Origin of the sequence: Novosphingobium sp. (assembly GCF_036820275.1) — a bacterium.
Lineage (GTDB): Bacteria > Pseudomonadota > Alphaproteobacteria > Sphingomonadales > Sphingomonadaceae > Novosphingobium.
In genome coordinates this window covers 17,271-43,887 of sequence record NZ_DAISLT010000011.1, presented here as the reverse complement: position 1 = coordinate 43,887, position 26,617 = coordinate 17,271, and the positions used below count along the sequence as shown (strand labels likewise).

Here is a 26,617-nt window from a genome sequence, read left to right as displayed (position 1 = left end):
TTCGGCGAGTGAGGGGATATCTTGTCATGTCTTCCATAAAGTACCGAAATTCGCTTTTTTCGGCGGCTATTCTGTCCGCTTCCATTTTCGTTGCGAATGATTCGCTGGCAAATGATTTGAAGGACGAAACCTTTTTCGAGGATTGTCCGGTCGACAATACCGTCCGTGTTTCAAGCGCGCAATCGGCGCAGCGCTTCCAGGCGCTCGGCAATTGTTCGGACCGGCTCGTTCAGGCCGCGGTTCCCCGCGTGGAAGCGCAGCCTTCGGTCGTGCGGATCATCGGCGTGAAAGCCGAAGAGGACACTGGCGGCACAAAGAAGAAATCGCGCGCATCGGCGAAGAACGCACCGATCGACATCGAAGATCGCAAGATCACGCGACGTCCGATCGAGATACGTCCTTATGACGGAGAGATCCGGCAGGTCGCGGCGCGCTATCGCATCGATCCGCTGTTCCTTCATGCCATGGTCGCGCAGGAAAGTTCGTCGCAGCCCCGTGCGCGTTCGCACAAGGGCGCGCTCGGCCTCATGCAGATTATGCCCACGACCGGCGCAATGCTGGGCGTTGCGCCCGCCAGCCTGTTCGATCCCGCCACAAACCTAGACACCGGCGCGCGCTATCTCAAGAAATTGCAGAAGCGCTTCGGCACCGACTTCGCGCTTATCCTGAGCGCCTACAACGCGGGCGAAGGCGCAGTCGAACGCTATGGCAACCGCATCCCGCCCTTCGCCGAAACGCAGGCCTACGTCACCAGCGTGATGGGCCGCTACGGCAACTTGCGCCTTGCGGGCGGGCCAGAGATCGGGATCGGGCAATGACCGCCCGCGCGCTCCTGTCCCGCCTGCCGCTCGGGAAGCTGCGCCCGGCGGACATGATGCTGGTCGGCGTGGTCGTCGCAGTCGTCGCGCTGCTGATCCTTCCGCTCCCGCCGCTGATGCTCGACATCCTGATCGCGGCGAACATGACGCTGGGCGTCCTGCTGTTGCTAAGCATACTCTACGTCGCCAAGCCGCTCGATTTCTCGACTTTCCCGACGGTGCTGCTCCTCAGCACGCTGTTCCGCCTGTCCCTCTCCATCGCCACGACGCGCATGATCCTGGCCCATGCCGAGGCCGGGCACATCGTCGAACAGTTCGGCCAGATGGTGGCGGCGGGCAACCTCGTCGTCGGGCTGGTGGTGTTCCTCATCATCACCGTGGTGCAGTTTGTGGTGATCTCCAAGGGCGCCGAGCGCGTCGCCGAAGTCGCCGCGCGCTTCAGCCTCGATGCGATGCCCGGCAAACAGCTGTCGATCGACAGCGACTTGCGCTCCGGCCTGATCGGCAAGGACGAGGCCCGCGCCCGCCGCCGCACGCTGGAGATGGAAAGCAAGCTGCACGGCAGCCTCGACGGCGCGATGAAGTTCGTGAAGGGCGATGCCATCGCCTCGATCATCATCGTGCTGGTGAACCTGATCGGCGGGCTCGCGGTCGGCGTCATGTACCACAACATGTCCGCGGGAGAGGCCGCGACTACGTATTCGATCCTGACCATCGGTGACGGACTGGTCGCCCAGCTGCCCGCGCTGCTGAGCGCAATGGCGGCGGGCCTGCTCGTCACCCGCACCACCGACGAGGAGCAGGAGGCGAACCTCGGCCCCGCCATTGCCGCGCAGATCGCCGGCAAGCCGCGTGTGCTGTTCACCGGCGCGGCCCTGTGCGTGCTGCTCGGCCTGATCCCCGGCTTCCCGACGCTGGTGTTCCTCGGCCTCGCGCTCGGCCTCGCGGCGGGAGGGGCATGGCAGCAGCCGGTGTCGCACGCATGGATCGACGCGAAGCTGGCGCGTTGGCGCCCGGTCGAGACTACCGCTCCGGACACGATGACGGCCGAACCGGAAGCGCTGTGCCCGGTACGCCCCCTGGTGCTCGAAATAGCCTGCCCCAACCTTGCTCCGGCGCAGATGCAGTATCTTCGCAGTGGGCTTGTGCGCATCCTCGGCGCTCTTCAGTACCGCATCGGAGTCACCCTGCCGGCGGCCGAAATCGTGCAGGTTTCCTCGGGTTCACCGGCCTGGGCGCTCTATCTCTACGATGCGCCCGCCGGTGCCGGCACCCTTGCCGAAGACGGGTTCGAAGACCTCCTCTGCGCCGAAATCGAAGCGATCCTGCGGAGGAACATCGGCCGGTTCCTGGGCCTTCAGGAAGTCACCGCGATGCTCAACCAGCTGGGAACCACCTACCCGGACGTCGTAAAGGAAGTGGTCCGCGCCGTATCGGCGCCAAAGATTGCCGAAGTCATGCGCCTCCTCGCCGAAGAGGAAGTACCCATGCGCAACATGCGCGATGTAATGGAGGCTCTTGCAGAGGCCGGTCAGTCCGAACGCGCAGCGCTTCCACTTGCGGATCGTACCCGCGTTTCTCTCAAGCGCTACCTCACGCCGCCGCATTGCACCGATGGTCGACTGAAGGTGCTCATCGTCGGCCTCGAGCTTGAACGTTTCCTCAACGACAACGTGCGTCAGGTGGACGGCGTGGCGCGCCTTGCGATGGAGCCGGAACACGGCCGCATCCTCATCTCGATGATCGCCGACGAAGTCCGCGACAGCGGCGCCCGCGCCGTCGTCGTCGCCTACGACCTGCGCCGCCCGCTGCGACGCCTGATCGGCGGCGAACTGTTCGACGTGCCCGTCCTTGCCTTCAACGAACTCTCGCCGACGCTGCCCCTCGATGTCGTCGGCCAGCTCGACCGCACCCCCCTCGCCCTGGAAGAGAACCGGGGCCCGGACAACCGCATGGAGCCCGCCGAGTGAAACTGCGCAGCACCCTTGCCATGATTGCCCTGCTTTCCCATCCGGTCACTCTATTCGCGGCGGAGCCCCCCTTCACCGAGCGCACGGTGACGCTGACCGCGCGGGACCGTGAAATCGGCGAGTTCCTGCGCGATTTCTTCGCGGCGGCAGGCCAGAACGCCACCGTCGATCCGCAAGTGACCGGCAAGGTCAACGGCCGCTTCGACGGAAAGCCGGAGCAGATCTGGAAGCAGCTGGCCCAGGCCTTCAACCTCGTCGCCTACAGCGATGGGGCGACGACGACGGTCTACAGCGCCGCGCAAGTGCAGAGCCGCTCGTTCTCCGTGCCCTCCGGTCGCTCCGACGAACTGGCCGCCAAAGTGCAGGGTGCCGGGCTGCTCGACGGCAACAACCGCCTGCGTCGCGCCGCCCCGGATCTTGTCATGGCAACCGGAGTGCCTCGCTATCTCGATCAGGTGGAGCAGCTTGCCGGCTCGATCACGCGTCTTCAGCCGACGATGGGCACGCGCCAGATCGCGCCGCCGGGCACCGCCTATCCACGGCTGGTCGAGACCGGCATCAACACCATCGAGCCTTACGAACTGCGCGTGTTCTACTTGCGCTATGCCCGTGCCGACGACACCACGCTCAACGCCGGAGGCCGCCAGATCCGCGTGCCGGGCGTCGGGGCGACGCTCTCGCGCGTGATGGGCGACGGCGCCGTTACCGGGGGCATAACCGCGGGCTACAGCGACATCGCTATCCGCCAGTCGCAACCGCGCCTGCTTGGCCGGGGCCTCGACTCCGTAGCGCCCGACGCCAGCCGCTCCACCCCCTACGATGACGACGAATACCTTGGCATCCCGCCCCGCCCTCCGGCGGAAGACATACGCGGCCAGGCCGGGAACGGCGCGCAGAACCTGCCCCAGCGCGGCCCGCGCATCGCCATCGACCCGGCGCTCAACGCCGTTATCGTGCGCGACCGGCCCGAGAACATGCCCGCCTACGAAGGGCTGGTGCAGGCGCTGGACGTGCGCCCGCAGATCGTCGAGCTGGAAGCCACGATCATCGACCTCAACGTCGAGCGCCTCCAGGAACTGGGCATCAACTGGCGCTTCCGCTCCGAGGGTTTCAACTCGCTGTTCGGCGGCGACATCGTGACGCGCACCGGCAATCCGCTGACTGACATCGCCAACACTGGCGCGGCCAGTTCCGGCCTCTCGCTGGGCGGCGTCATCGGCTCAAACCGCGAGTTCATCGGCCGGCTTTCCGCCCTTGCCGAAAAGGGTGCGGCCCGCGTCGTCTCGCGCCCGCAGCTGGTCACGCTGTCCAACGTGGAGGCCGTGTTCGACCGATCCCGCACATTCTACGTTCGCGTTGCGGGGGACCGGCAGGTGGACCTGTTCAACGTCACCGCCGGAACCGTGCTGCGCGTGAACCCCCATGTTCTGTCGGAGAACGGGCGTCCGCGCATCCGCATGGTCATCGGCGTGGAGGATGGCTCCGTTCTGGACAGCCGGGTGGATCGCATTCCCGTGGTCGAGCGCGCCAGCGTCAACACGCAGGCCCTCATCAACGAGGGCGAGGGCCTGCTGCTGGGCGGGATGACGGTGAATTCCGACTATGACGCCGAGAGCGGCATCCCGCTGCTCAAGGACATTCCGGTCCTGGGCAACCTGTTCAAATCCCAGACCAAGCAGCGTCGCCGGATCGAGCGCCTGTTCCTCATCACCCCGCGCCTGATCGACCTCGACGCGGTGACCCCCGCGTCCGCTTCGGCAGGCGGAACGTCGTTCGGCGTCTCCCATCAGGGCTCGGTGCCCAACGCCGCACCGCTATCGTCCAAAGACCTGCCCACGCCCAATTTCGGAGGAGTGCAGTAAATGGCCACGCTCGCCAGGGACAACTTCACCCGTATCGACATTGCCGAAGATGCGGGGCAGCCGCTTGCGGTGATCGACGCCCATGTCGTCCGCGTCGTCGGCGGCCGGCTCGCCGGGAAGGATTACCCCCTGCGCGGCGGCGAACGGCTGTGCATCGGCCACGCGCTTGCCAACGACGTGGTGCTACGCGGCGCAGGCACGCGCGGGACGGTGGTGGAACTTCGGCGCGACGGTGACACCGCCATGCTGCGCGTCGTCGAAGGGCGCGTGGAACTGCTCGGCCGATGCCTGGAAACCGGCGAGGAGGCGCAGATTCCCGCCTATCTGCCGTTCCGCCTCGGAGAGTTCGTGCTGGCCCACGGCACCCGCGAGAGCGCGCGATGGGACGAGGCGGAGCGTGTCGCCACATCGCGCGCTACCGCGCCTGTGGCGCCCCTTCCCGCCCCCAGCCTGGCCGATCGCATCGCCCGCATGGGACGGGAACGCTGGCGCGACATGGAAGTGGAAGTGCGCGGCCCCCGCCTTGCGCTGGCGGCGGTATCAGGAATGCTCGTCGTTGCAGCAGCGGCGCTGCTTCACGCCGATTTCGCCGCCAGTCGGCACGAACCCGCGAGCTTCGAGGATCAGCTGGCAGGCGCAGGCATTCATGGCCTGACGGTAGCCAAAAGCGGCGCGGGCGGGCTGGTCGTCAGCGGCGTCGTCGGCGACAATGCGGATATCGAGCGACTGCGCGCACTGGCTGCCGATGCCTCCGTTCCGGTGACGCTCGATGTGGACACCAGCGCGGGCCTGGCCTCTTCCGCAAGCGAAATCCTTCAGGCTCAGGGCGTGGATGCAACCGTGGAGCCCACCATCGGCGCACCGCGCGCCCTGACCGTCGCCGCCGCCTTCATGCCCGCCAACAAGCAGGCCGAACTGACCGACATGCTCAAGCGCGACCTGCCCGGACTGGAGCGCGTCTCCTACCGCGTCGACGACGCGCGCGGCGGCAACCCGCTGCAGGCGTTCTTCGGCGCGGGCGCGACCGGCATGGCCACGCTGGTGCCGGACCCCGGCTACATCGTCACTGCCGATGGCGCGCGCTGGTTCCCCGGCGCGGTACTGCCCACCGGGCACACCCTCGTCTCTGTCGGCAGCGATACCGTCCGCTTCGAGAAGGACGGCCGCATGGAAGACCTGAAACTCTGATTGTTCCCCCCATTACCCCCGAAGGAAAGGACTTGAAGTCATGACCAATCTGACCGTCAATGCCGACACCTCGATGCTTGCCGCAACGCCGCTTACCGGCGACCGGATGCGTCAGGGCGATGCCCCCGACAACTGGTTCGAGGCCTTCGCCTCGGCATGGGGCAAGGCGCTCGACAACGAGGCCGCCAAGATCGAGCAGCAGTCGGACGTGATCTCCAACGGCGGCGGCGACAACCCCTCGCAGATCACCGAACTGACCGCGCAGTCGCTGCGTTTCAGCTTCATCTCGAACAGTTCGCACAGCTCGCTCGACAGCGTCGGCAAGGCGCTTGAGACGATGGCGCGCAAGGGCTGACCGTGGCGGTGGAAAGCATCGCGGCGGCCAGCGCCGCCCCGCCCCCGCGCGTCACCGAGCTTGGCCCGGCAACCGCGCCGGAGCCTGCCCCCGACCTTGCCGGGCGCTTCGATGCCGCGCTGACCAACGCGGTCGGCGGTGCGGGCGAAGTACCACCCGCCCTCCGCGACATGCTGGGCATGCTCGACAAGGTCAACGGCGAGGCGAGAAGCGTCACCGAATACGCCCGCACCGCCGAGATGTCCGGCAGTGAGATGACCCCCGGCGAAGTGGTGCAGCTCACCATGCGATGCCAGGAATTCATGTTCCACTGCCAGCTCACCTCCAACATCGCCAACCGCAGCGCGGAAGGTGTCCAGCAGCTGTTCCGGCAGCAGGGTTGAGGACCACGAAGATGCCCGCACGTCGTACATGGATGAGCGTCCCGGCGGCCGGACCGCACACACTGCCGCTGATGCTGTCGCTGACGCTCGCCCTGTCGGCGTGCGAGTCCCAGGAAGTCTACGGCAAGTTGCAGGAAAGCGAGGCCAACGAGGCCGTCGCAGTCCTGCAACAGGCCGACATCCGCGCTACGAAAAACGCAGCCGCCGAAGGCGAATGGAGCATTTCGGTCGACCCCGAGGACTTCCCGCGCGCCGTGGAAGTGCTCAAGGCCAAGGGCCTGCCGCGCGGCGATTTCGCGTCGCTCGGCCAGATATTCGAGAAGAAGGGTTTCGTTTCCTCCCCCACCGAGGAACGCGCGCGTCTGGTCTACGGCCTGTCGCAGGAACTGAGCCATACGGTCAGCGAGATCGACGGCGTAGTCCAGGCGCGCGTGCATCTGGCGATACCGGAACCGGATCCGCTGTCGGAGAAGGTCAAGCCATCCTCCGCCGCCGTATTCGTGAAGTACCAGCCAGGCTACGACTTGCGCGACCAGACCGGTGCGATCAAATCGCTGGTGACCAATTCCATCGAGGGCCTCGCTTACGAACGTGTATCGGTCGTCATGGTGCCCAGCCAGGCGGCGCCGGATGAAAGCACGGGCTCGATGGTGAAGATCGGATCGCCGATCGTCGCGGCGGGCCTTGGTCTTGCGGGTATCGGCGGCCTCGTCTTCGCGCTGTTCATGCGCAGGCGGACACCTCGCCGGGCCTCGGGTGGAACGTCGGGCCAGATCGCCGGGCGCGAACTGGCAGAGACGAGGCCGTGAGCCGCCCGGCAAGAGGCTCGGGCGCGAGGGCGCGGGCCAGGGCGGCACGCAAGATCGCCTTCGCCCGCCGCCACGGCCTCACGCCCTCACGCGGGGCAAGGTTTGCCATGCGCGGTGCCCCTTCTCCCAGTCTGGGCGAGATCGCGTTCTGGCCCTCGTGGCCCGGACTTGACGAGAAAACGCAGCAGGACGTGTTCGCGCTGACCGCCCTGCTTTCCGCGCGCGATGCACTGGGAGAGATCATCTCGGGCAGCGAACTGCGCGCTTATGCCGAGCCCTTCGGCGCGGACCTGTTCGAGCGTGCGCTGTCGCTGGACGGCACCGGCATGCACCGCCTGGTTCCCGCACAGCACCTGTCCGGCGAAGGCGAACAACTGGCGCGCTGCGGCCTGCCCGCCACGCTGGCCCGGTGCCTTGGTGAAAGCGTGGCCGCGGCACCGGACGCCGCCCGCCATGTCGCCGAAGCCGAAGGTCTTCTGCGCCTATGACGTTTCATCTCATCCATCATGACGACCACGCCATGATCGGCACCGACCGGCCGATCGTGAAGGCGGGCGATGCGCAGGGCCTGCAAGAGGCATCGCAGTTGCTGGCGCGGATCCGCACTCTGCACGCCGATGCCTCCACCCTCTGCGAAGAGGCAGAGCGTAAGGCGCGCGAGGACGGACAGCTCCACGGCGAGGCGCAAGGGCGGGCCGATTTCGCCGCCGCGATCGCCGACATCGCCCTGCAAGCGCGCGAGGATCGCCTTGCCCAGGAACAGCAGATAGCCGATCTCGCACTCGCCGCGCTGCGACGCATGGTGGACGAGATCGGCGATGAGGCGATGCTCGTCGGGGCCGCCCGCCGCGCGGTCGCCTCGGTGCTTCCGGCGGAGGAAGTGCAGGTCCATGTCGCTCCCGATCTCGCGCAGGCCGTCGCCAGCGCCCTTGCCGGGGACGAGCGGACCACCGGCGTGATACTGCGCCCCAGCCCCGAACTGCTGGCCCATCAGTGCCGCGTCGTCACCTCCGCCGGGCGGGTCATCGCCGATATCGACCGCCAGATCGCCGCCATCGAGGACCGCTGGAGCGCCGCCCATGTCGATTGACAGTCAGGTCCGCAACCTCCTTGGCCAGCTTGCCGAAGCGCCGCCGTTCGAGCAGCGCGGCCTCGTCAAGGGCGCGATCGGTACCGCCATCCGGGTGGGTGGCATAACCGCGCGGATCGGCCAGACCTGCGCCCTGCTGGACGGGGCGGGCGAGCCGACGCTGCTTGCCGAAGTCGTGGGCCTTGCCGACGGCGACGTGCTGCTGGCCCCGATGGGCGACTTGCGCGGCCTGTCGAGCGAAACCGAAGTGATACTGCGCGTCGGCGAGGATCAGGTGCCGGTCGCCCATGCGCTGCTCGGCCGCGTCCTCGATGCCCGGTTCGATCCGCTCGACGGCGGCCCTGCGATCGTCGCCGATGCCCGCCAGCCCCTCCATGCCCCCGCCCCCAACCCCATGGAGCGCGCCCGCATCGAAACGGCGCTGGAAACCGGGGTGCGCGCCATCGACGGGCTGCTGTCCATCGGTCAGGGGCAGCGCATAGGCGTGTTTGCCGCTGCGGGCGGCGGCAAGAGCACGCTGCTGGGCATGCTCGCCCGGCAGTCGCGAGCCGACGTCACCGTCATCGCCCTGATCGGCGAGCGCGGGCGCGAAGTGCGCGAATTCGTGGAGGATACGCTGGGGCCGGAAGGGCTGGCCCGCTCGGTGGTGATCGTTGCCACGTCCGACCGTCCCGCCCTCGAACGCGCCCGTGCGGCCCATGCCGCCACGGCGGTCGCCGAAGGTTTCCGGGCCGAGGGCAAGCATGTTCTGCTGCTGATGGATTCGGTCACCCGCTTCTCCCGCGCCCTGCGCGAGATCGGCCTTGCGGCGGGGGAACCTCCGGTGCGGCGCGGCTTTCCGCCTTCGGTCTTCGCCGAACTGCCGCGCCTGTTCGAGCGAGCAGGTTCCGACAGCCACGGCGCCATCACCGGCATCTACACCGTGCTGCTGGAGGACGAGGAAGACGATCCGGTGGGAGAGGAAGTGCGCTCGCTCCTTGACGGGCACATCTATCTTTCCCGCAAGCTGGCGGCGCGAGGGCACTATCCCGCCATCGACATTCTCGCCAGCCAGAGCCGTCTGTTCGGCCAGCTTGCCCCGCCGGCCCAGCAGCGCGCGGCGCAATCGCTGCGGGCCTGCCTCGCCAAGCTGGACGATATCGAACTGCTGCTCCAGCTGGGCGACTACAAGCCGGGGCAGGATACGCTGGCCGACAAGGCGCTGGAGGCACGGCCCGGCATCGAAGCCCTGCTGCGCCAGTCCAGCCACGACCGGACCCCGTTCGAAAAGACGCTAACCCTGTTGAGAGGATTGGAAACATGAGCCAGGCCATCGACCAGCTCGGCGTGCTCGTCCGCGTCCGCAGCCGCGAACGTGACCGGCGCGAGCAGGCGTTCATCGCAAGGCGCCGCGACCACGAGCGATGCGAAGCGCAACTGGCCCGGCAGCGACAGGAACTGGACGTTGCCGAGCAGCGCCATCAGGCGGCGACGCGCCTGCGCGCGTCCTCGCCCGCCGACGTGCTGCTGCATGAATACCTCGTCACTCAGCGGTGTGAAATCGAGGCGCTGACCCATATCGAGCAGCAGGCGCAGGAAGCCGTGCGGCAATCCTCCCACGATCTGGCGGAGGCACGCACCGACCATCACCGCGCCCAGGTGCGGCTGGATGTGCTGGAAGACCAACTCGGCGCCGCGCGTCGCAGCGAAATGCGGCGGGTTGCGCGCAAGAACGACAGCGCGCAGGCGGACGCCGCTCCTGCCGGAACCGGCGCAGGCAGGGGGATGCCGTGATGCTCTCCGCTGCCCGCCCTTCCCCGGCCCCGCAACCGGCAGCCACCCCGTCGCGCGACGCCGCCCCGGTCAAGCCGCAGACCGACGCCGACCAGACCGAGCGCTTCGCCTCGGCGCTTGCCCGGCAGAAAGGCGAAAAGGGCAAGGCGAAGACGGCAACCGGCACGTCCGACCTGACCACGGACACGTCGGCACCGGTCGTAGCGCCGCCGCAGCAGCTTCCCGTGCAGGATAGGCCGACAAAGCAGAACAGGCCGGAGAGCCCGGACATGCCCCTCTCCTCCGCCACTGCCGAGAAGTCCGGCCAGCAGGGCATGGCTTCTCCAGCTGATCTGCCGCCAGCCACAGGCGGAGGACAGGAGCTTGCCGCACAGTTCGCGGCACGAGCGGCGCTTCCGCAGGCAGGAACGGCCCAGAGCCAGATACATCTGGATGAGCGGCTCTATGCCGTTTCCCACGTCGTCATCGAAGGCGACAAAGGCGAAGGCCTGTCCATTTCCTACGAGAGTTCATCCGATACGGGCACAGGACATTCCGAAGCGGAAGACAACCTGCGGCGACGTCTGGAGGCGCGCGGGCTTACCATCGGCGCCATCTCATGGGAAACGTCTGCAGGAACCATCGCCGACCAGATCCCTTGATGGAACAGAGGTTCCAGAGAAGACTTACATGATCGGCAAGCTTATCGGAGCAATCGCGGGCAGCCAGGTCGCCAAGCACGTTCGCGGCGTAGACGGCACGGTCGCCTCACCCGTCAGCTGTGACTACGGCGGCGCAGATCTGGACTGCGCCGCCGGCACTCTTTGTTACAAAGCCGATCAATATGCGGCCGACAGGGTCAGGAACCACTGGCGTGGCGCGATCGGATAGGCCGAGTAGCTGTTCGTGGCGGATCCGATCGAAAGCGTCGAGACGCCCTTCTTGTCAGTGAGGTTGGTCACGTTGAGAGCAAGCTCCACCTTCTGGAGCGGCAGGACACCGTCCGGAACCCGCCCGGCGACGCGCAGCGAGGTCAGGAAGTAGGAGGAAACGCTGGCGTCGTTGGTGAACGTGGCGAAGCGGCGGCCGACAAAGTCCCCGATCGCCTGCAGCTCGAACGGACCGACATTCAGCGTCGCCACCGTCTTGTTCATCCACTTCGGCGTGCCGGGCAGCTGCTTGCCGCAAGTCGGCACGATGCCACCCGTGACGAGGTAGCCACCGATGCAGGTATCGGTGGCGGCACCGATGCCCAGCGCGGTGGAGGTGTAGTCGTTCTGGTACTTCGAGAGGTTATAGGAGATCGCGTTGTAGAGCGAGAAGATGTTCCCCATCCGCAGCGTGACGGCCGCGTCGACGCCGTCGGTCTTCACGTCGCCGACATTCACCAGGGTAGAGGTGCCGCCGGTGATGCCGCTGCCGGCGATGCCGCCCGGGTTGGTCGGGATGGCGAGCAGACGGTTGCTGAAATCGACGTGATAATAGTTGATCTGCGCCTGGAGTGCCCAGCCGTTGGCGAAGCTGCGGTTCGTGCGCAGACCGGCCTCGTAAGTCCAGCTTGTCTCAGGTTTGCCTTCGTCGGCAAATGCATCGAACGCGGCCTGGCTGCCGGTGAACCAGGGGCCTCCGCCGCCAGCAAGATAGGCCTGATACTGGCGCAGGTTCTTCTGGACGTTGAAGTAGACTTGCTCGTGCCCATTGAAATCATAGGTCGCACCGAAGGCCGGCAGGAACCAGTTCTTCGTATTGATCTTGCCTTCCGGCAGAGCCGTGGTGCCGCCCAGCGAGCCGAGGCGCGGCTGCACCGGGAACCGGCCGTTGGCCCACTGTGCGCTGGTCTTGACGCCGCCTTGGACGAGCAGTGCGTCGGTCACCTGCCAGGTGTCCTGGAGGTGAAGCTGCAACTGCTTGATCCGTGCCTCGCCCTGATACTGGGTGAAGAGCGGGTCCATGACATCGCGGGGGCGGACGTAGGGCGTGCTGAGCGAGGGATCGGAAACCGGCACGGCATACCAGCGCCGCCACTGGGTTGTGCTGTTGTGCTCGAACCAGCCGCCGAACTCGATCTTGTGGCTGCCGAGTTCGACGCTCGCCGCGGAAATCACGCCGACGCGGTCGATGCGATATTCGGTCGTGCGGGTAATCATGCCGGAGCCGCCGGTTGCTGCCACCAGCGCGGCGCCGGATGCGGCCGCCTGGGCGGTGGTCAGCGCGGTGCAAGCGGCCGGGCGAATGCCGTTGCCATTGGCGCCGAAGCGGCAATTGGCAGGCAGGCTGGCATAATTCGGATCGAGATAGGCCTGCGCCGTGGTGATCGACTGGCCGAGTGGGCCGGCCACCACGCCGGCACCGTCGTTGTGGTGATAGTAGCCCGTTGTCGACCAGGTGATCTTGTCGGACAGGCGAGCATCGTAGCGCGCATAGCCAAGATAGTCGGTTCGCTGCGCGTCGGAGTAGTAGTTACGATAGTTACCGCCTTCGGCGGTCGGGGAGTTTCCGAGCGCCGTCAGATACTCCGTCCGATAACCGTCGAAATCGGGATAGAAGAAGGGCTTCGTGTAAGGCGTGTAGAGTTGGACCGGCGTGGCTGTCCCGCCTGCCGAAGGCTTGAAGAAGACCGTCGCATCCTCGTTCGGCTGCGTCATGTCATTATAGTCGAAATAGAGCGTCAGCTTGCCGGCATCGCTATCGTGCACGAACTTTGCATTGGCCTGCCAGCCCTTCTGGATACCGTCGAAGTCCCAGGCCCGCGCCCGCTGGCGGACGCCCGATATATAGCCCGAATTCCCGCCGCCGATGTCGCCGCTGTCGACCCGCAGATAGGTGCGCGAGGTGCCGTAGCTGCCCACCGTCTGCGCGCCCCGAACGCCGAATTCGGCTTGGGGATCGGAGGAGAAGGTCTCGACCGTACCGCCGAGGTTGCTGTTCGAGGGCGTCGCCAGGTCGCCTGCGCCGGTGGCCACGACCACCCGGCCGACATTCTCGGAAATGACCGCTCGCTGCGGCGACAAACCATTGTAGTTCCCGTAGCTCTGATCGCCCAAGGGAATGCCGTCCATGGTGTAGCCGAGCTGGTTGCCGGCAAATCCGTGCACGAACATCTGCGCGTTCTGCTCGTTGTTTCCCCAGGGGTCGGCCGTAATGTAGAGAACACCGGGCAGGGTCTGGATAGCCTTCAGGGGTGAGACACCCGGAAGGATCTTCTGGATCTCGACTTCGGAAATCGCCGTGGCGGAGCGGGTTGTTTTGGCTCCAGTGACGATGATCGAATTGTTGCCGTCGACAGGAGCGGCTTCGTCTGGAATGGCCTCGGCCATCGCTTGTGTCGCCGAACACAGAGTAAACGCAGTGCCAGCGAGCATAACCCAGCGCGCAGCGCTAGCTGCCGATCGAATTCCAGTCATGTGATTGCCGCCCCAAACCTTGCAAACGGTGCTTTTCACCGAGCCGGACGGTCATTAGTCAAGCGTTGTGGCGATTTGACTTAACTTTGATTACAATTCGATTTCACGAAAAACCCGGTAAGTACATCTGAAGCCAATCTGGTATATTTCCCGATTTCAGACTTAGGGTTTTCTGGCGAAAGATCTAGGGCGCCGCGCAGACGATGAAGTGACGCCGTCATCCGCCCAGAATTTGGACAGGATTTCAATTCGGCGGTTTGCGCAGGGCCGCTGCCGAAAGCGCGAGCAGCACCAAAGCCGCCCATGGCAGAGAGTCCGAACCGCGTTGATGTAGCAGATAACCGCCGATAACCGCCCCTCCCGCCATGGCGAGGTTCCATCCCGTCACGAACATCGCCTGCGCGGCGTCGGCTGCGGCACCGGCGGCTTTTGCGCAGGCTGTTTGCAGAAGCGTCGGCGCACCGCCGAAGCCTAGTCCCCACAGGGCAGCCGCAGCATAGATGGCATAAGGCGAAGTGCTCGTGCCCAGGATGATGACCGATGCTGCGAACAGCGCGATGACGATGCCGCTCAACAGATAAAGATAGCGATCGATAAGCGCTCCGGCGGCGATGATACCGGCAAGTCCGGCCAACCCGAAAGTCAGCAGCACCTTGTCCGTCTGGCCAAGCATCGAAGCCTTTTGCAGGATCGGCGCGATGTAGGTGTAGAGAATGTTGTGGGCGAGCACGAATCCGATGGTCGTCAGCAACACGGGACGAACGCCGGGAAGAACCAGCACTTGCACAAGCGATGGCCGCTGCGTCGCCTTTTCTCCGGAGAAGTCCGGCAACCGCAGCAGCATCCAGACCGCCAGCACGACCGCAAACAGGCTCAATCCGCCGAATGCCATGCGCCAGCCGAGAACGTTCCCAAGTAGCGTTCCCGCGGGAATGCCAAGCGACAGAGCCATCGGCGTCCCGGCCATGGCGACCGCCATCGCCTTTCCGGCAAGATGCGGCGGGGCAAGCCGAATGGCGTACCCGGCGACGAGCGCCCACAGCAATCCGGCCGATACTCCGGCGACGAAGCGTGCAACCAGCGCCAGAACGAAATGGTCGGTGATGGCCGTTATGATATTGGCCACCGCAAAGCCGATGATCGCCATGAGCAACAGCGGCCGCCTGCGCCAATTCCGCGTCACAGCGGTCAGCGGTATCGCTGCCACCAGCGAGCCCAGTGCGAAGACGCTGATCCATTGTCCGGCAAGCGCCTCGTCAACACCGAAACTGCGACCGATCTGCGGAAGTAGACCGGCAGGCAGAGCTTCGGTGAGGATCGTGATGAAACCCGCCATCGCAAGGGTCAGGAGCGCAGCAAGCGGCAAGCGATCCCGGGGCGGATGCTCGGGTTCGACTTGGCTGAGCAACGGCGATGGATCAGCTTCGCTCGATCTGAACATGATTTGGCTTTCCGGTAGCTGGGGTAGAATGCCGCCCTACTCACCTCCTACGTGCGGAAAAATGAGCCTTTGTTCCGATGACTACGGAATAAATTTCCGCTATCAGGTTCGCCATGGATCAACTCGGCGCGCTCGGCGCTTTCGTGCAAACCGCTGAAACCGGAAGCTTCGTTGCGGCGGCCCGCAAGCTAGGATTAGGCGCGTCCGCCGTCGGCAAGGCGGTTGCCCGGCTTGAGGCGCGCCTGCAGGTGCAGTTGTTCCATCGCAACACGCGGAAGATGGCATTGACGCAGGAGGGACGCCTGTTCCTGGAGCGCTGCCAGCGGATATTCGCGGAGATTGAGGCCGCCGAAGAGGAACTGGCACAGACACACGTCGCGCCCCGAGGAAAGCTGAAGGTAAGCCTGCCGCTGGTCGCCATGCTGCTGACCCCCGTGCTGGCCGACTTCATGACCGCCTACCCCCAGATCCAGCTCGATCTCGATTTCAATGACCGCCTGGTGGATGTTGTCGAGGAAGGCTTCGATGTCGTTCTGCGCACGGGGCAACCCTCGGACAGCCGGCTGATGAGCCGAAACGCCGGCCGCTTTCGCCTCATGATCGTGGCCGCACCCGGCTATCTCGCGGAATACGGCACGCCGTCCTGTCCGGCGGACCTCGTCGTGCATCGATGCCTGAGGGGGCGCTCGCCAACCACCGGTAAGCTGCGTCCCTGGCCCATCACGTCAGACGTGGGGCAGCGGATCGTCATCCCCGAAACCATGAGCGCCAGCGTCATCGATCCGTTGATTGATCTGGCAGTCAGCGGCCATGGCATAGCCTGCCTGCCGCCTTTCGCGATCCGCAGGGAAATCCAGGACGGCCGTCTCGTCTCTCTGCTCGACACTTACATGCGCGAGACCGAGCAGTTCAGCATCCTGTGGCCGGCAAGCCGAAAGGTAACGCCAAAGCTCAGGGCATTCATCGATTTCATGGCCGCCAATCTCACCCCGAATGTCAAAGAGGTGACCACACCTTCAAGTTCGCCATGGGGCGATCGGGGAGAACCTTCCTGACCAAGCGTCGTGCGATGAGAAAGCCAAAAGATCAGGAGTTGTCGGAACCGGACGGTCCGCACCTGGCAAGCTGAAATCGGCTGCTGAGAGTCCGGGAAGGTCGGCACGCCCGCAGATTACCCCGCGCTGGTTTTCGTTGTCGCCAGCAGTTTCGCAAGCAATTCGCTGAGTCTCTCCTGCTCGCGCAGATCCAGGCCGCTGACAATCTTGTGCTGGTTGGCGACGTGGAGGGCGATGAGCGCGTCGATCAGGTTCAGCCCATCAGCCGTCAACGCCACCAGGGTTCCGCGTTTGTCAGCCGGGTTGGGACGACGTTCTACGAGGCCGGTCTTCTCGAGCCGATCAATCCGGTTGGTCATGCTGCCGGAGGAGATCATCGCCGCCTCGTAGAGATCGGTGGGCGTCAGCGCATGGGGGGCACCGCTGCGCCGCAAGGTGGCCAGGACATCGAATTCTCCGGGCTGCAATCCATGCTCGGCAAAAAGCGGGTTTAGATGGTCCCGCGCCGTCCTCAGCGCCGCCTCGGCCAATCGCCCCAGCAGGATCATCGGCTTGGTATCGAGGTCTGGTCGTTCCTGCGCCCATTGGCCTGCTGCCAACTCTGCCCTGTCCATCGTCGCTCCATGTATCTTGACGTCAAGACATTTGCCTCTACGTAGAGTTATATCAGAGGGAAGCCGTGCTGCAAGTACGGCCGCCCTATCGGAGTAGCACCATGATCAGACCTCCCAGTCGGCTGCTGTTTGCGGTCTTAATCCTGCTCGTCGGCATCAACCTGCGTCCCTCGCTTGCCTCGATCGGGCCGCTGCTGGACCAGATCCAACACGACACGGGGATGGACGATATGCAGGCCAGTCTACTGACCAGCGTGCCGGTCCTGCTCATGGGCCTGTGCCTGCTAGGCACCGGGCGGGTCCAGGCGCTGCTGGGGCAGCGGGGCGGGGTGGCGGCCGGACTCGCGGCGCTCGTCCTTGCCGGGCTGATGCGCGGGCTGTGGCCAGTAATTCCCGTCCTTCTGGCGAGCGCCGTGATCGGTGGCATAGGCATTGCCGTGGTGCAGGCGATGCTGCCGACGATCATCCGGCACCGCGCCGGTCCGCAAACAGCGATTTTGATGGGCTTCTACTCCACCGCGATCATGGGCGGCGCGGCCGTGGCCAGCTTTACCGCTCCGCGCATCGCGCTCGCGCAAGGGTGGGCGCTGGCAACGGGTATTTGGGCGCTGCCCGCACTCGTCGGCGCGGCCGCATGGTGGCGGGCGACGGGCACCATGAATACAGCCGCGCCCGCGGAACCCGGAGGCGCGGTATCCAGTCATCCCAGGAGCTGGCTGCTGCTGGCCTTCTTTGGCTTGGGTACCGGAGCCTATACGCTCGTCCTCGCTTGGTTGCCGCCATATTACACGGGATTGGGCCTGTCCGCACAGGACGCCGGCATGCTGTTGTCCGCTCTGACGCTTGCCGAAGTTGCCGCCGGTATCGGCGTTGCCATGGCGGTCGGGCGCTGTGCGGACAGGCGGCCGATCATCCTGCTGGCCATCGGCGCCCTGGTGGCCGGACTTCTGTGCCTTTCCCTCGCGCCGTTACCGCTGGCAGGATGCGCGGTATTGCTTTGTGGCCTTGGTATCGGCGCGCTGTTCCCCCTCGGGTTGATTGTCGCCATGGACCACGGCCGAGATGCCGCGGAAGCCGGACGGATCGCCGGTTTCGTGCAGGGCGGCGGCTACGTGCTGGCCGCGATCCTTCCCCTGATCGCGGGAATTCTGCGCCAGCATCTTTCCGATCTCACGCTTGCGTGGTGGCTGATGGCCGCCCTGTGCCTCATTCTCGCGCTCATGGCCTTCCGACTGCGGCCCGGAGCACGCCTCTCCTGAACCCTCGAAAGGAAACACACATGGCTTTCTACTCCGTGCAGGGTCGCACCAATTACTATGTCGATATCGGGGAAGGACGGCCGGTGCTGCTGCTCCATGGCATCAGCAATTCAGGACGGGCCTGGGCACCTCAGGTTCCCGAGCTGAAAGCCGCAGGCTATCGGGCAATCGTTCCGGACCATGCGGGACACGGCGCCTCCGGCGCACTTAAGGCACCGTTTGGCGTGCAGGATCTGGCCGACGATACCCAAGCCCTGATCGCGCATCTGGGCTTGGACGAATTCGATCTCGTCGGCCTGTCGCTGGGGGGAATGGTCGCACTTGAACTGGCGCTGCGCCATCCCCGGCGCGTTGGCCGGCTGATCGTGGCCAACAGTTTTGACCGGACCGCAACGCCGCAGTTCAAGGCCATGGCCGAAGGCTGGGCGAGGACGTTCGAACAGCCCCACGGCCCGGTCCTGCGACTGGAACAGAATTGGCCCACGCTGGTCTCTCCGGCATTCCAGGAGACGGCGGAGGGCCTACGCACCTGGCAGGTCTGGCACGGCATTGCCGCCAGTGCCGATGGCTCGTCCCTGGCCCATGTCGCGCGCGGCATAACGAATTTCGACCGTGCGAACGGCATAGGAGAACTTGCCATGCCAGCCCTGTTCATTGCGGGCGAAGGGGATCGCATGTCTCCACCTGGCCTAAGCCTCGCCATGGCCGAGCGTGCTCCCAACGGCATCTGTCAGGTGATCGCAGGTGCCGCGCACATTTCGAACGTGGACAGCGCCGACGAATTCTCCCGCATCATGCTGCAATTTCTTGGCGGTGCGAGGGCCCGTTCAGTTTAAAGTGTGAAGTCCGGCTATCGAATGTCCGCACTAGCAATGATGCCCTCTGCCTCATCATTAGCCTATCGTACGATCTCCCCGATCCTATACCATTTCAGGGCTTGGGGGACGTGACGGCGAACAGGTTGCGCACGATTTGCGCGAAGGCCTTCGCCGCAGGCGACTGCACCTGAATAGGCGGCATGATCAGGTGGATGGTTCGGGGCGACGGTTGCGGGACCAGCGGGCGGAACACCACCCCTCGCGCTTGTGCTCCAATGTCGTGAGACCGGCCGGGCAGGATGGTCACGCAGGCATTGATGCCGACCAGGTTCAGGATCGCCGCGAACGTGTCGAACTCGACGCGGCGCGGCGCTATCCCATTCTCGCGGAAAAACAGGTCGAGGGCGCGGCGGGTATCGAACTCGCCTGTCAGCATCGCGATGCTCTCATCTCCCAGCGTCGCCACCGGCACCTGAGGTCTGCCGGCCAGCGGATGATCGGGAGAGCAGGCCAGCATCAGCCGGTCCTCATAAATCGCCTCCGCCCGAACCGCGCCCTCGAACGGACCAAAAGCGATGCCGAGGTCGAGCACACCGCTCTCCACGCCTGCAGCAATGTCCGCATTGGCCCATTCCAGCGCGGTGACATCGATGGCCGGATGGCGCGCCAGAAAGGTGGCGAGCAGTTCTGGCATGTGCAGCGTCCCGAAACTCTGGATCGCCGCGATGCGCAGCTTGCCGCGCTGGAGACCACGAAAGGCGCCGACCTCCTGCTTCAGGCGCGCGGCGGCCTCCAGAGTGCGGCGGGCATGATCCACCACCAGTTCGCCGCCCCGCGTCAGCGCGACCTGATGGGATGTCCGCGCGAATATCTGGAGGCCCAGTTCCTCCTCCAGTTGCCGGATCTTCTGCGACAGCGCGGGTTGGGACACGTTGAGGTCGCGCGCTGCGCTGGTGAAGTTCAGCCGCTCGGCCACGGCGACGACATATTGGAAGGCTCTTAGATCCATGGCGATAGGTTTGTCTTATAGTTGAAAGCAGATCAAGATATTGGCGTTATCGCGGCTATCGGCGGAAAAGGCGCTCACCCCTTCAAAAGGAGCCAGTCATGAGCGCACAATCCCGCTTTCACTCCGCGGACTTCGACAAGACGCCGCCCAATCTCTCGGTCACGCTGCCGGAACGCCTAGCCCATCGCGCGGTCGAAGCGGACGGTGCACAAAGCGCCTATTCCATCGAACGCAAGCATCCCGTCGCTTTCGTCGATCTGCCCAGCCATGCGATCAGCATGACCATCGGTGGGCTGAACCCCGGCGGGCGGTCCAACCGGCACCGGCATACCTATGAAACCATCCTGTTCGTGCTGGAAGGACGCGGCTACTCGATGATCGAGGATCGCCGGGTCGAATGGTCGGCCGGTGACGCCGTCTACATCCCTGTCTGGGCCTGGCATCATCATGTGAACGCCGATCCGGCGGCACCTGCACGCTATCTGGCTTGCGAGAATGCACCGATGCTCCAAAACATGGGCCGACTGGCCATTCGGGAAGAAGCGGGCGCAAAGGAGACGGTCGATGCAGGCTGAGGCATTGAAGGGCATCATCGCCTATCCCGTCACGCCCTTTCTGCCGGACGGGTCGGACCTGGACGAGGCCGCCTTTCGCGCGGTGATCGCTGCGTTGCTGGCGTCGGAGCCTGCCGCCATCGCCATTCTCGGCAGCGCGGGCGAGAGCGCCTATCTGCGCGACGAGGAGTGGCAACGCGGCGTCGAAATCGGTGTGGAGGCGGTCGCGGGCGCGGTGCCCCTTATCGTTGGCATCGGCGAACTGACGACAGCGGCGGCCGTCGCCAAGGCGCGCTTTGCGGAGGTGGCCGGGGCCGACATGCTGATGGTCATCCCGGTGTCCTACTGGAAGCTGACCGATGCCGAGATCGTCGAGCATTTCGCCGCCATCGCGTCGGCCACAGCCCTGCCGATCATGGTGTACAACAATCCCGCAACCAGCGGTGTGGACATGAATCCGGCGCTGCTGGTCCGTCTGGTCCGCGAGTTCGCGACCGTCCGGCTGGTCAAGGAGAGCAGCGGCGACATCAACCGCATGCATGCCATTCGCGAACTGTCCGAGGGCACCATCCCCTTCTACAATGGCGCGAACCATCTGGCGCTGGAGGCGCTGGCCGCTGGAGCTTCGGGCTGGTGCACCGCCGCGCCCAATCTGCTGGGCGGGGAGCCGGGACGACTGGTCGACCTGATGGCGGCGGGCGATCTGGAGGAGGCGCGCACGCTCTTCTACGCCATGTTGCCGCTGCTCCGCTTCATCGTGCAGGGTGGCCTGCCGACCACTGTCAAGGCGGGGCTGCGGCTGAAAGGGCTGGAAGCGGGCGATCCGCGCAAACCCCTGCTGCCGCTCTCGGGCGAACCGCTCGAACAGCTTCGCCGCCTGATCGGCTGACATGATCGGGCGGGAGGGGGCGGCGGATATCGTCGCCCTGCTCGACGGCGCGCCACTGACCTGCACGGAAATCGCCGCGAGGCTGGGCCTGCCCGTCGCCGATGTCGCTGGCATTGCCGGAGAGCTGTGGGCGCGCAAGCTGCTTCAGGGCGAGGTCGGGGACGGCTGCTGTCAGGATCCCTGCAGCGCCTCCTGCATCGTCGCGGGGAGCATCGACCGGCGCTGGCGGCTCAGCCGCAAGGGGCAATCCGCCCTGCGCCATTGGCGTGCCGGGGTGCCCGACGCCTGAACAATCCATCACCACAAGAAGGAGAACGCATATGGCCCATGTCGATCTTGTCGATCCCGCTTCGTCCGCCGCCGCCGTCAGGCCGGTGCTGGACCAGATAAATGGCGCATTCGGCGTCGTGCCGAACATGTTCAGGGCGGTGGCCAACTCACCCGCCGCGCTGGCCAGCATGTGGGGCAGTTTCGGCGCTCTGGGCCGCGGCACGCTGGGCGCGCGTCTGGGGGAGGAGATTGCCGTTGCAGTCGCCAACGCCAATGACTGCCACTATTGCCTCGCCGCGCATACGGCGCTGGGCCGCAAGGCAGGCGCATCGGCAGAGGACATGGCGGCGGCGCAGGTAGGTCGGTCCGCCGATCCGCGCACGCAGGCCGCGCTGACCTTTGTGCTGAAAGTCGTGCGGGATCGCGCGGCTGTGAGCGCGGAGGATATCGTGGCGCTGAAGGCTGCGGGCTTCGATGATGGGGGCGTGGTGGAGATCATCGCTCATGTCGCGCTGAACCTGTTCACCAATTACATCAATGTCGCGCTCGACGTGCCGGTCGACTTCCCTGCTGTCGCCCTGAAGCGTTGATCGCGCGGGCCGGACCCCTGTTTCCCCCATCCCTCTCACCGGGGTCCGGCCGCATGAGGAGTTTCCTGCCATGATGATGACACCCCATGACGCGCCGCCGCTGGACACCAGCGACTGGCTGAACAGCGACAAGCCGCTCGACCTTGCCGATTTCCGGGGCCGGGTGCTGGTGATCGAAGCTTTTCAGATGCTTTGCCCCGGCTGCGTGGCGCATGGCCTGCCGCAGGTGCAGCGCGTGGCGCAGATGTTTGCGAAGGACCGGCTGGCAGTCATCGGCCTGCACACGGTGTTCGAACATCATGAGGCGCAGGGGACGCGCGCAGCGCTGGCCGCCTTTGCCCATGAATATCGCCTCGGCTTCCCCATCGGCATCGACCGGCAGGACGGTCGCCTACCCGCGACGATGACAGCCTATCAGATGCAGGGCACGCCGACTTTGGTGATCATCGACGCCCTGGGCCGCCGCCGCTTCCAGCATTTCGGTCATGTCGACGATCTGACCTTTGGCCATGTTCTGGGCACACTCCTGACCGAGCGGCTGGAAGGGCCCTCTACGCAGCAGGCGGGCTGCGACCCTGACGAGGGCTGCGCGATAAAGGCGGCGCCAGAATAGCTGACGGTCTGTTCGTGGGAGAGAGATCTGGCGGCTGAATGTCTCATAAGGGTCTGATTTTACTGGACCCGATCGCCGGAATGTAGGGCGTTTCCGCGATTCACGAGCATGAGAGACAATGTCGTCTTTCTAGCAGGCTGGGCTTTAAATCTATTATGTCGTTTATCTTCGGGACCGGCAATACTGGTGGGAAAGAGACCGGCAGCTTGCAGATTCCGACCTAACAACGGTTCGCGTTCCGCTATCGGCTGCGCTTCCGTCGCACGGTTGTCCCGGACTCACCTGCTTCGACTATGAGGCGTGGCGCAAATCTACAGCGCCTTGCCGCAGGCGGTCTGCGGTAGCTGGAATGCCGGGTTGGTCAGGAATGCATGATCAGTCAGGCTCGCGAGGAACGCGGCTACCGCGCCGCGCGCCTGGGCCGGGAGCGGGGTGATGCGATTGTGGGCTGCGATCGCGGCATCCAGTGTCGGGGCAAAGCCATCGTGCAGGTACGGCGCGCTGACGGTGATATTGCGCAGGCTGGGCGTGCGAAATCGGCCACGGTCTCGTGTCCGGCCGGTGACTTCGGCAAGGCCGGGATCGGCGGCATCCGGCGGCGGCACGGCTCCAATGCGGTGATAGCGTGAATCGGTGAAGTTCACCCCGCTGTGACAGCCTGCGCAGTTGCGCTGGAAGATCAGCGCACCTTCCAGGGCCTGCCCCTCCAGATGGGACTTGTCCCAGTCGCTACCGCGCGAGACGAGCGCGCGTTCGAAGGCGGCAAGGGCGGTGGCGACGCCAGGATAGTCGATCGTGCCATCGCTCTCGGGAAAGGCCTCTGCGAACTGTGTGCGGTAGCAGGGATCGCGGTTGAGACGCCGGGCGATTTCGGCCTCGTGCCCCTTCATCGCCATTTCCACCGGGTGGTCGCCGAACATCGGCACTGCCACTTGCGCTTCAAGACTGGTGAGGCGGGGATCGGCCCAGGTCAGGCGCGGGAAGTCCCCGACATTGGCAAGCGTGGGCACATTTCGCCGCCCCGGATCGTCGAGCGCGCCGGCATGGGTGCGATTGCCGTCGGCGAAGCCGTGGTGCTGCTCATGGCAGGTCGCGCAGGACATGGTGCCGTTGATCGAGAGATCGGCATCGTAGAACAGCCGCCGTCCCAACTCGATCCGGGCTGCTTTCGCGCGCTCGGAAGGCTGCGTCGCCGCGCGGGAGACTGCCATCACTCCGGAAAACGCGGTGACGATCAGCAGCAGCCCCGTAAGGGCATGACGCATCACAGCCTCAGGGCAGGCGAGTGACGAGCAGCGGTAACTTCGCGTCGGCGTTGGCCGAGATCTGCAGGAGATAGTCCCCCGGTTCGAGCGCGAAATCGACCATCTTGCGAATGCCTGAGCAGTCCGGACCATGCCCATGGGCGATCGAGGTCAGGCCCTTTGTTGTGTCGCCGGCCTTGATCACATCGATCCACGCCGCCGATCCGAGCGCCACGCGGTAATGGCCCGCCTCAGGGATGTTGAAAGCATAGAGGCCGCCGAAACTTACCGATCCGCCCGGCTTTTCCGGCCGCAGGGCATAACGGACCTCGGGCGTGGGATGGAGCACGGCGTCGATGGCCGCGCCCGTCTCCAACTTCGCGGCCGTCCCCGGATCGCGGCCAGCGGCCAATGATCCGCGCTGGTCCCAACCGGACAGTTCGCGCGGCAGAGCGGCAGGCGCAGTGGAGCAGGCAGCGCCCTTCCCCATGTCTTGCATATCCTGCGCCCGGACGCCTCCGAAAGGCGCCAGCGCCAGCAATGCGACTATGCCCAAACCGCCTTTCGAAACGTGGACTTTGGCGCCGCTTACGATGAAGCCCTTCATTTCGCATCGCTTTCATACAAGGTCATTTACAGTCATAACTGTATACGGGCGGATATAGCGATTCGTCGCAGCGACAACAGCACAAACTTCAGGGGCTCAATTTTATGCGTTTCGCATCCGTGTATGCGGTTACTCTTTCCTGCATTCTTGCCACTCCCGCCTTTGCGCAGTCCGAGGCGCCCGCCGATCAGGACGCGCAGCGCGGCGATGCCTTCACGCTTGGCCAGATCATCGTCACCGCACCGGCAGCGGGCGGCCCTTCGATTACGTCCTCCACGCTCGATGCCGAGGCGATCGCGCTGTTCCAACGCAACAGCCTGGACGATGCGGTGAACCTGATGCCGGGCGTCTCCTCGTCGAACAGCGGCGGTTCGCGCAACGAGCGACTGATCAACGTGCGCGGTTTCGATCGCTATCAGGTACCGCTCTCGATCGACGGCATCCGCGTCTACCTGCCGGCCGACGGGCGGCTCGACTATGGTCGCTTCCTGACTTCCGACATCGCCCAGGTGCAGGTGGCCAAGAGCTATGCTTCGGTGCTCGACGGGCCGGGGGCGATGGGCGGCGCGATCAACCTCGTCACCCGCAAGCCTACGGAGCCGATCGAGGCCGAGGCGCGCGGCACCCTGAATCTCGGGCGCAAAGGCGAGTACACCGGCTACAACGTCTTCGCCCTGCTCGGCACCAAGCAGGACATGTGGTACGCGCAGGCGAGCTATACCCGCAATTTCACCGATCACTGGGACCTTGCCGGCGGCTATGAGCCGATTCCCGGATCGGCTGAGGACGGCGGCCATCGTGACTTCTCGCGCACCGCCGACTGGCGCGTGAACGCCAAGCTGGGCTTCACGCCGAACGCGACCGACGAATATTCGATCAGCTATACCCGGCAGGAAGGCTCGAAGAACGCGCCGCTGCACATTACCGATGGGCCTGCTACCCAGCGCAACTGGTCGTGGCCTTACTGGAACATCGACAGCATCTACTTCCTCTCCACCACCGCGCTGGGGGACCGGGCGACGCTGAAGACCCGCGTCTACCGCAACAGCTTCGACAACCTGCTGCGCGCCTTCGACGATGCCAGCCAGACAACGCAGAGCAAGGGTCGGGCCTTCAACAGCTATTATGCCGACAAGGCGTGGGGCGGCTCGGCGCAACTGAGCGTCGATGTCAGCGATATCGACCGGCTGAGCATCGCAGCCCACTATCGGCGCGACAAGCATGTCGAATGGCAGCAGGCATTCCCCTCGGGCGACACCGAACCAAAGCAGACCAGCATCGAGGAAACCTATAGCCTCGCCGCCGAGAACAAGCTCGACCTTACTTCGGCATTGGCCTTCACCGCCGGCGTCAGCTTCGACTGGCGCAACCTCTCGCGGGCGGAGGACTATGCCGGCAACGCCCTGATCGATTACCCGCTGCATAACGGGCAGGCGTTGAACGGACAGGCGCAGTTGGTCTGGGCTGCCGATGCGCAGACCAGCCTGCACGCCAGCGTTTCCTCGCGCGCGCGGTTCCCGACCATTTTCGAGCGCTTCAGCTCCCGCTTCGGCGGCGCCACCTCGAACCCGAACCTCAAGGCCGAACGGGCGACCAATTACGAGATCGGCGGCGCGCGCGACTTCGGCCCGCTCCATGCCGAGGCAGCCGCGTTCTATTCGCACCTCGACAACGTGATCGTGGCTTTCCCGACGATCTACGAGGATCCGGTGACCCACGTGCAGCAACCGGTCACCCAGAGCCGCAACCTCGGCAGCGGCAACTACTACGGTGGCGAAATCGCGCTGACCGCACGGCTTGCCCGCACGCTGAGCCTTGGCGGAAACTACACCTACACCCACCGCGATCTCGACGATCCGACCAACACCGCGTTCCAGCCGACCGGGGTCCCGACGCACAAGGCCTTCTTCTGGGCCGACTGGTCGCCGCTCGAAGGGCTGCATGTGCTGCCCAATGCCGACATCGCCTCAGACCGCTGGACGGTGAACACGGCGGGCACGCGCTATTACCGTACCGGCAGCTA

At 65.2% G+C, this 26,617-nt stretch carries 27 protein-coding genes; 21 read left to right on the top strand and 6 right to left on the bottom strand.

Translation table 11 applies throughout. From position 1 onward, the window contains the following. The first annotated feature begins 116 nt into the window (after positions 1–116). Genes V7066_RS10890 through V7066_RS10835 form a run of 12 tightly spaced genes read left to right on the top strand, consistent with a single transcriptional unit; the run spans position 117 to position 10,889 of the window. The gene (locus V7066_RS10890; RefSeq protein WP_334183063.1) at positions 117–818 is read left to right on the top strand and encodes a lytic transglycosylase domain-containing protein; all 702 of its coding nucleotides are present in this window, start codon (positions 117–119) and stop codon (positions 816–818) included. Next, positions 815–2,788 carry a flagellar biosynthesis protein FlhA gene (locus V7066_RS10885; RefSeq protein ID WP_334183062.1) on the top strand — a complete coding sequence of 658 codons (1,974 nt, stop codon included), beginning with the start codon at positions 815–817 and terminating at the stop codon, positions 2,786–2,788. Before V7066_RS10890 ends, V7066_RS10885 begins: the two co-directional genes overlap by 4 nt. Then, positions 2,785–4,650, top strand: a complete 1,866-nt coding sequence (gene sctC, locus V7066_RS10880; protein WP_334183061.1) for a type III secretion system outer membrane ring subunit SctC — start codon at positions 2,785–2,787, stop codon at positions 4,648–4,650. The genes V7066_RS10885 and sctC overlap by 4 nt, the downstream gene beginning before the upstream one ends. After that, the gene (locus V7066_RS10875; RefSeq protein ID WP_334183060.1) at positions 4,651–5,838 is read left to right on the top strand and encodes a hypothetical protein; all 1,188 of its coding nucleotides are present in this window, start codon (positions 4,651–4,653) and stop codon (positions 5,836–5,838) included. 40 nt (positions 5,839–5,878) lie between these two features. After that, entirely contained in the window at positions 5,879–6,193 is a 315-nt protein-coding gene (locus tag V7066_RS10870; protein ID WP_334183059.1) for a hypothetical protein, read from the top strand. Between the two features lie 2 nt (positions 6,194–6,195). Next, positions 6,196–6,576: a hypothetical protein gene (locus V7066_RS10865; RefSeq protein ID WP_334183058.1), complete on the top strand. Its 381-nt coding sequence runs from the start codon at positions 6,196–6,198 to the stop codon at positions 6,574–6,576. An 11-nt stretch (positions 6,577–6,587) separates the two neighbouring features. Next, on the top strand, positions 6,588–7,385 hold the full coding sequence (gene sctJ / locus V7066_RS10860; protein ID WP_334183057.1) for a type III secretion system inner membrane ring lipoprotein SctJ: 798 nt from the start codon (positions 6,588–6,590) through the stop codon (positions 7,383–7,385). Continuing rightward, positions 7,382–7,873 carry a hypothetical protein gene (locus tag V7066_RS10855; protein ID WP_334183056.1) on the top strand — a complete coding sequence of 164 codons (492 nt, stop codon included), beginning with the start codon at positions 7,382–7,384 and terminating at the stop codon, positions 7,871–7,873. The genes sctJ and V7066_RS10855 overlap by 4 nt, the downstream gene beginning before the upstream one ends. Then, positions 7,870–8,475: a FliH/SctL family protein gene (locus V7066_RS10850; RefSeq protein WP_334183055.1), complete on the top strand. Its 606-nt coding sequence runs from the start codon at positions 7,870–7,872 to the stop codon at positions 8,473–8,475. Before V7066_RS10855 ends, V7066_RS10850 begins: the two co-directional genes overlap by 4 nt. Beyond that, positions 8,465–9,778, top strand: a complete 1,314-nt coding sequence (locus V7066_RS10845; protein WP_334183054.1) for a FliI/YscN family ATPase — start codon at positions 8,465–8,467, stop codon at positions 9,776–9,778. Before V7066_RS10850 ends, V7066_RS10845 begins: the two co-directional genes overlap by 11 nt. Continuing rightward, positions 9,775–10,248 carry a hypothetical protein gene (locus tag V7066_RS10840; protein ID WP_334183053.1) on the top strand — a complete coding sequence of 158 codons (474 nt, stop codon included), beginning with the start codon at positions 9,775–9,777 and terminating at the stop codon, positions 10,246–10,248. The genes V7066_RS10845 and V7066_RS10840 overlap by 4 nt, the downstream gene beginning before the upstream one ends. Beyond that, positions 10,245–10,889, top strand: a complete 645-nt coding sequence (locus V7066_RS10835) for a hypothetical protein (protein WP_334183052.1) — start codon at positions 10,245–10,247, stop codon at positions 10,887–10,889. Before V7066_RS10840 ends, V7066_RS10835 begins: the two co-directional genes overlap by 4 nt. Positions 10,890–11,066: 177 nt before the next feature. On the opposite strand, the gene V7066_RS10830 is transcribed toward V7066_RS10835, so the two are convergent. Both V7066_RS10830 and V7066_RS10825 read right to left on the bottom strand, forming a co-directional pair. Beyond that, a complete protein-coding gene (locus V7066_RS10830) occupies positions 11,067–13,631 on the bottom strand; it encodes a TonB-dependent receptor (protein ID WP_442947321.1) in 2,565 nt (854 codons plus the stop codon). 244 nt (positions 13,632–13,875) lie between these two features. Next, positions 13,876–15,072 (bottom strand): MFS transporter, encoded by a 1,197-nt coding sequence (locus tag V7066_RS10825; RefSeq protein ID WP_334183050.1) that lies wholly within the window; start codon positions 15,070–15,072, stop codon positions 13,876–13,878. A gap of 113 nt (positions 15,073–15,185) precedes the next feature. On the opposite strand from V7066_RS10825, the gene V7066_RS10820 reads away from it, so the two are divergent. Then, positions 15,186–16,127 (top strand): LysR family transcriptional regulator, encoded by a 942-nt coding sequence (locus V7066_RS10820; RefSeq protein ID WP_334183049.1) that lies wholly within the window; start codon positions 15,186–15,188, stop codon positions 16,125–16,127. A 116-nt stretch (positions 16,128–16,243) separates the two neighbouring features. Here the strand turns inward: V7066_RS10820 and V7066_RS10815 are convergent, their stop codons facing one another. After that, a complete protein-coding gene (locus tag V7066_RS10815) occupies positions 16,244–16,741 on the bottom strand; it encodes a MarR family winged helix-turn-helix transcriptional regulator (RefSeq protein ID WP_334183048.1) in 498 nt (165 codons plus the stop codon). A 101-nt stretch (positions 16,742–16,842) separates the two neighbouring features. Here V7066_RS10815 and V7066_RS10810 point away from each other — a divergent pair, with 101 nt between their 5' ends. Together V7066_RS10810 and V7066_RS10805 are read left to right on the top strand one after the other, a co-directional pair. Then, positions 16,843–18,000 (top strand): MFS transporter, encoded by a 1,158-nt coding sequence (locus V7066_RS10810; protein WP_334183047.1) that lies wholly within the window; start codon positions 16,843–16,845, stop codon positions 17,998–18,000. A gap of 20 nt (positions 18,001–18,020) precedes the next feature. After that, positions 18,021–18,836 (top strand): alpha/beta fold hydrolase, encoded by an 816-nt coding sequence (locus V7066_RS10805; RefSeq protein ID WP_334183046.1) that lies wholly within the window; start codon positions 18,021–18,023, stop codon positions 18,834–18,836. Between the two features lie 94 nt (positions 18,837–18,930). Here the strand turns inward: V7066_RS10805 and V7066_RS10800 are convergent, their stop codons facing one another. Continuing rightward, positions 18,931–19,827 (bottom strand): LysR family transcriptional regulator, encoded by an 897-nt coding sequence (locus tag V7066_RS10800; RefSeq protein ID WP_334183045.1) that lies wholly within the window; start codon positions 19,825–19,827, stop codon positions 18,931–18,933. A 98-nt stretch (positions 19,828–19,925) separates the two neighbouring features. Here V7066_RS10800 and V7066_RS10795 point away from each other — a divergent pair, with 98 nt between their 5' ends. The 5 genes from V7066_RS10795 (at position 19,926) to V7066_RS10775 (ending at position 22,743) form a co-directional block, all read left to right on the top strand. Beyond that, positions 19,926–20,402: a cupin domain-containing protein gene (locus tag V7066_RS10795; RefSeq protein ID WP_334183044.1), complete on the top strand. Its 477-nt coding sequence runs from the start codon at positions 19,926–19,928 to the stop codon at positions 20,400–20,402. Further along, positions 20,392–21,270: a dihydrodipicolinate synthase family protein gene (locus V7066_RS10790; protein ID WP_334183043.1), complete on the top strand. Its 879-nt coding sequence runs from the start codon at positions 20,392–20,394 to the stop codon at positions 21,268–21,270. Before V7066_RS10795 ends, V7066_RS10790 begins: the two co-directional genes overlap by 11 nt. Position 21,271: 1 nt before the next feature. Continuing rightward, positions 21,272–21,559 (top strand): hypothetical protein, encoded by a 288-nt coding sequence (locus V7066_RS10785; protein WP_334183042.1) that lies wholly within the window; start codon positions 21,272–21,274, stop codon positions 21,557–21,559. 31 nt (positions 21,560–21,590) lie between these two features. After that, positions 21,591–22,130 carry a carboxymuconolactone decarboxylase family protein gene (locus V7066_RS10780; protein ID WP_334183041.1) on the top strand — a complete coding sequence of 180 codons (540 nt, stop codon included), beginning with the start codon at positions 21,591–21,593 and terminating at the stop codon, positions 22,128–22,130. A gap of 70 nt (positions 22,131–22,200) precedes the next feature. Further along, positions 22,201–22,743 (top strand): redoxin domain-containing protein, encoded by a 543-nt coding sequence (locus V7066_RS10775; protein WP_334183040.1) that lies wholly within the window; start codon positions 22,201–22,203, stop codon positions 22,741–22,743. Positions 22,744–23,054: 311 nt separating this feature from the next. Here V7066_RS10775 and V7066_RS10770 read toward each other — a convergent pair whose 3' ends face one another. After that, a complete protein-coding gene (locus tag V7066_RS10770) occupies positions 23,055–24,008 on the bottom strand; it encodes a cytochrome-c peroxidase (RefSeq protein WP_334183039.1) in 954 nt (317 codons plus the stop codon). Between the two features lie 7 nt (positions 24,009–24,015). Further along, positions 24,016–24,594 (bottom strand): homogentisate 1,2-dioxygenase, encoded by a 579-nt coding sequence (locus V7066_RS10765; RefSeq protein WP_334183038.1) that lies wholly within the window; start codon positions 24,592–24,594, stop codon positions 24,016–24,018. A 104-nt stretch (positions 24,595–24,698) separates the two neighbouring features. Here V7066_RS10765 and V7066_RS10760 point away from each other — a divergent pair. Next, positions 24,699–26,617 (top strand): TonB-dependent receptor plug domain-containing protein (locus V7066_RS10760; protein ID WP_334183037.1); only part of this gene is annotated, 1,919 nt, incomplete at its 3' end.

Bases quoted from the DNA above. Each gene is read 5' to 3' on its own strand.
- V7066_RS10790 (WP_334183043.1), top strand. From the start codon at position 20,392: ATGCAGGCTGAGGCATTGAAGGGCATCATCGCCTATCCCGTCACGCCC.
- V7066_RS10885 (WP_334183062.1), top strand. From the start codon at position 815: ATGACCGCCCGCGCGCTCCTGTCCCGCCTGCCGCTCGGGAAGCTGCGC.
- V7066_RS10830 (WP_442947321.1), bottom strand. From the start codon at position 13,631: ATGACTGGAATTCGATCGGCAGCTAGCGCTGCGCGCTGGGTTATGCTC.
- V7066_RS10785 (WP_334183042.1), top strand. From the start codon at position 21,272: ATGATCGGGCGGGAGGGGGCGGCGGATATCGTCGCCCTGCTCGACGGC.
- V7066_RS10805 (WP_334183046.1), top strand. From the start codon at position 18,021: ATGGCTTTCTACTCCGTGCAGGGTCGCACCAATTACTATGTCGATATC.
- V7066_RS10815 (WP_334183048.1), bottom strand. From the start codon at position 16,741: ATGGACAGGGCAGAGTTGGCAGCAGGCCAATGGGCGCAGGAACGACCA.
- V7066_RS10825 (WP_334183050.1), bottom strand. From the start codon at position 15,072: ATGTTCAGATCGAGCGAAGCTGATCCATCGCCGTTGCTCAGCCAAGTC.
- V7066_RS10775 (WP_334183040.1), top strand. From the start codon at position 22,201: ATGATGATGACACCCCATGACGCGCCGCCGCTGGACACCAGCGACTGG.
- V7066_RS10780 (WP_334183041.1), top strand. From the start codon at position 21,591: ATGGCCCATGTCGATCTTGTCGATCCCGCTTCGTCCGCCGCCGCCGTC.
- V7066_RS10875 (WP_334183060.1), top strand. From the start codon at position 4,651: ATGGCCACGCTCGCCAGGGACAACTTCACCCGTATCGACATTGCCGAA.
- sctJ (WP_334183057.1), top strand. From the start codon at position 6,588: ATGCCCGCACGTCGTACATGGATGAGCGTCCCGGCGGCCGGACCGCAC.
- V7066_RS10800 (WP_334183045.1), bottom strand. From the start codon at position 19,827: ATGGATCTAAGAGCCTTCCAATATGTCGTCGCCGTGGCCGAGCGGCTG.
- V7066_RS10840 (WP_334183053.1), top strand. From the start codon at position 9,775: ATGAGCCAGGCCATCGACCAGCTCGGCGTGCTCGTCCGCGTCCGCAGC.
- V7066_RS10820 (WP_334183049.1), top strand. From the start codon at position 15,186: ATGGATCAACTCGGCGCGCTCGGCGCTTTCGTGCAAACCGCTGAAACC.
- V7066_RS10845 (WP_334183054.1), top strand. From the start codon at position 8,465: ATGTCGATTGACAGTCAGGTCCGCAACCTCCTTGGCCAGCTTGCCGAA.
- V7066_RS10850 (WP_334183055.1), top strand. From the start codon at position 7,870: ATGACGTTTCATCTCATCCATCATGACGACCACGCCATGATCGGCACC.
- V7066_RS10810 (WP_334183047.1), top strand. From the start codon at position 16,843: ATGATCAGACCTCCCAGTCGGCTGCTGTTTGCGGTCTTAATCCTGCTC.
- V7066_RS10770 (WP_334183039.1), bottom strand. From the start codon at position 24,008: ATGCGTCATGCCCTTACGGGGCTGCTGCTGATCGTCACCGCGTTTTCC.
- V7066_RS10870 (WP_334183059.1), top strand. From the start codon at position 5,879: ATGACCAATCTGACCGTCAATGCCGACACCTCGATGCTTGCCGCAACG.
- V7066_RS10795 (WP_334183044.1), top strand. From the start codon at position 19,926: ATGAGCGCACAATCCCGCTTTCACTCCGCGGACTTCGACAAGACGCCG.
- V7066_RS10765 (WP_334183038.1), bottom strand. From the start codon at position 24,594: ATGAAGGGCTTCATCGTAAGCGGCGCCAAAGTCCACGTTTCGAAAGGC.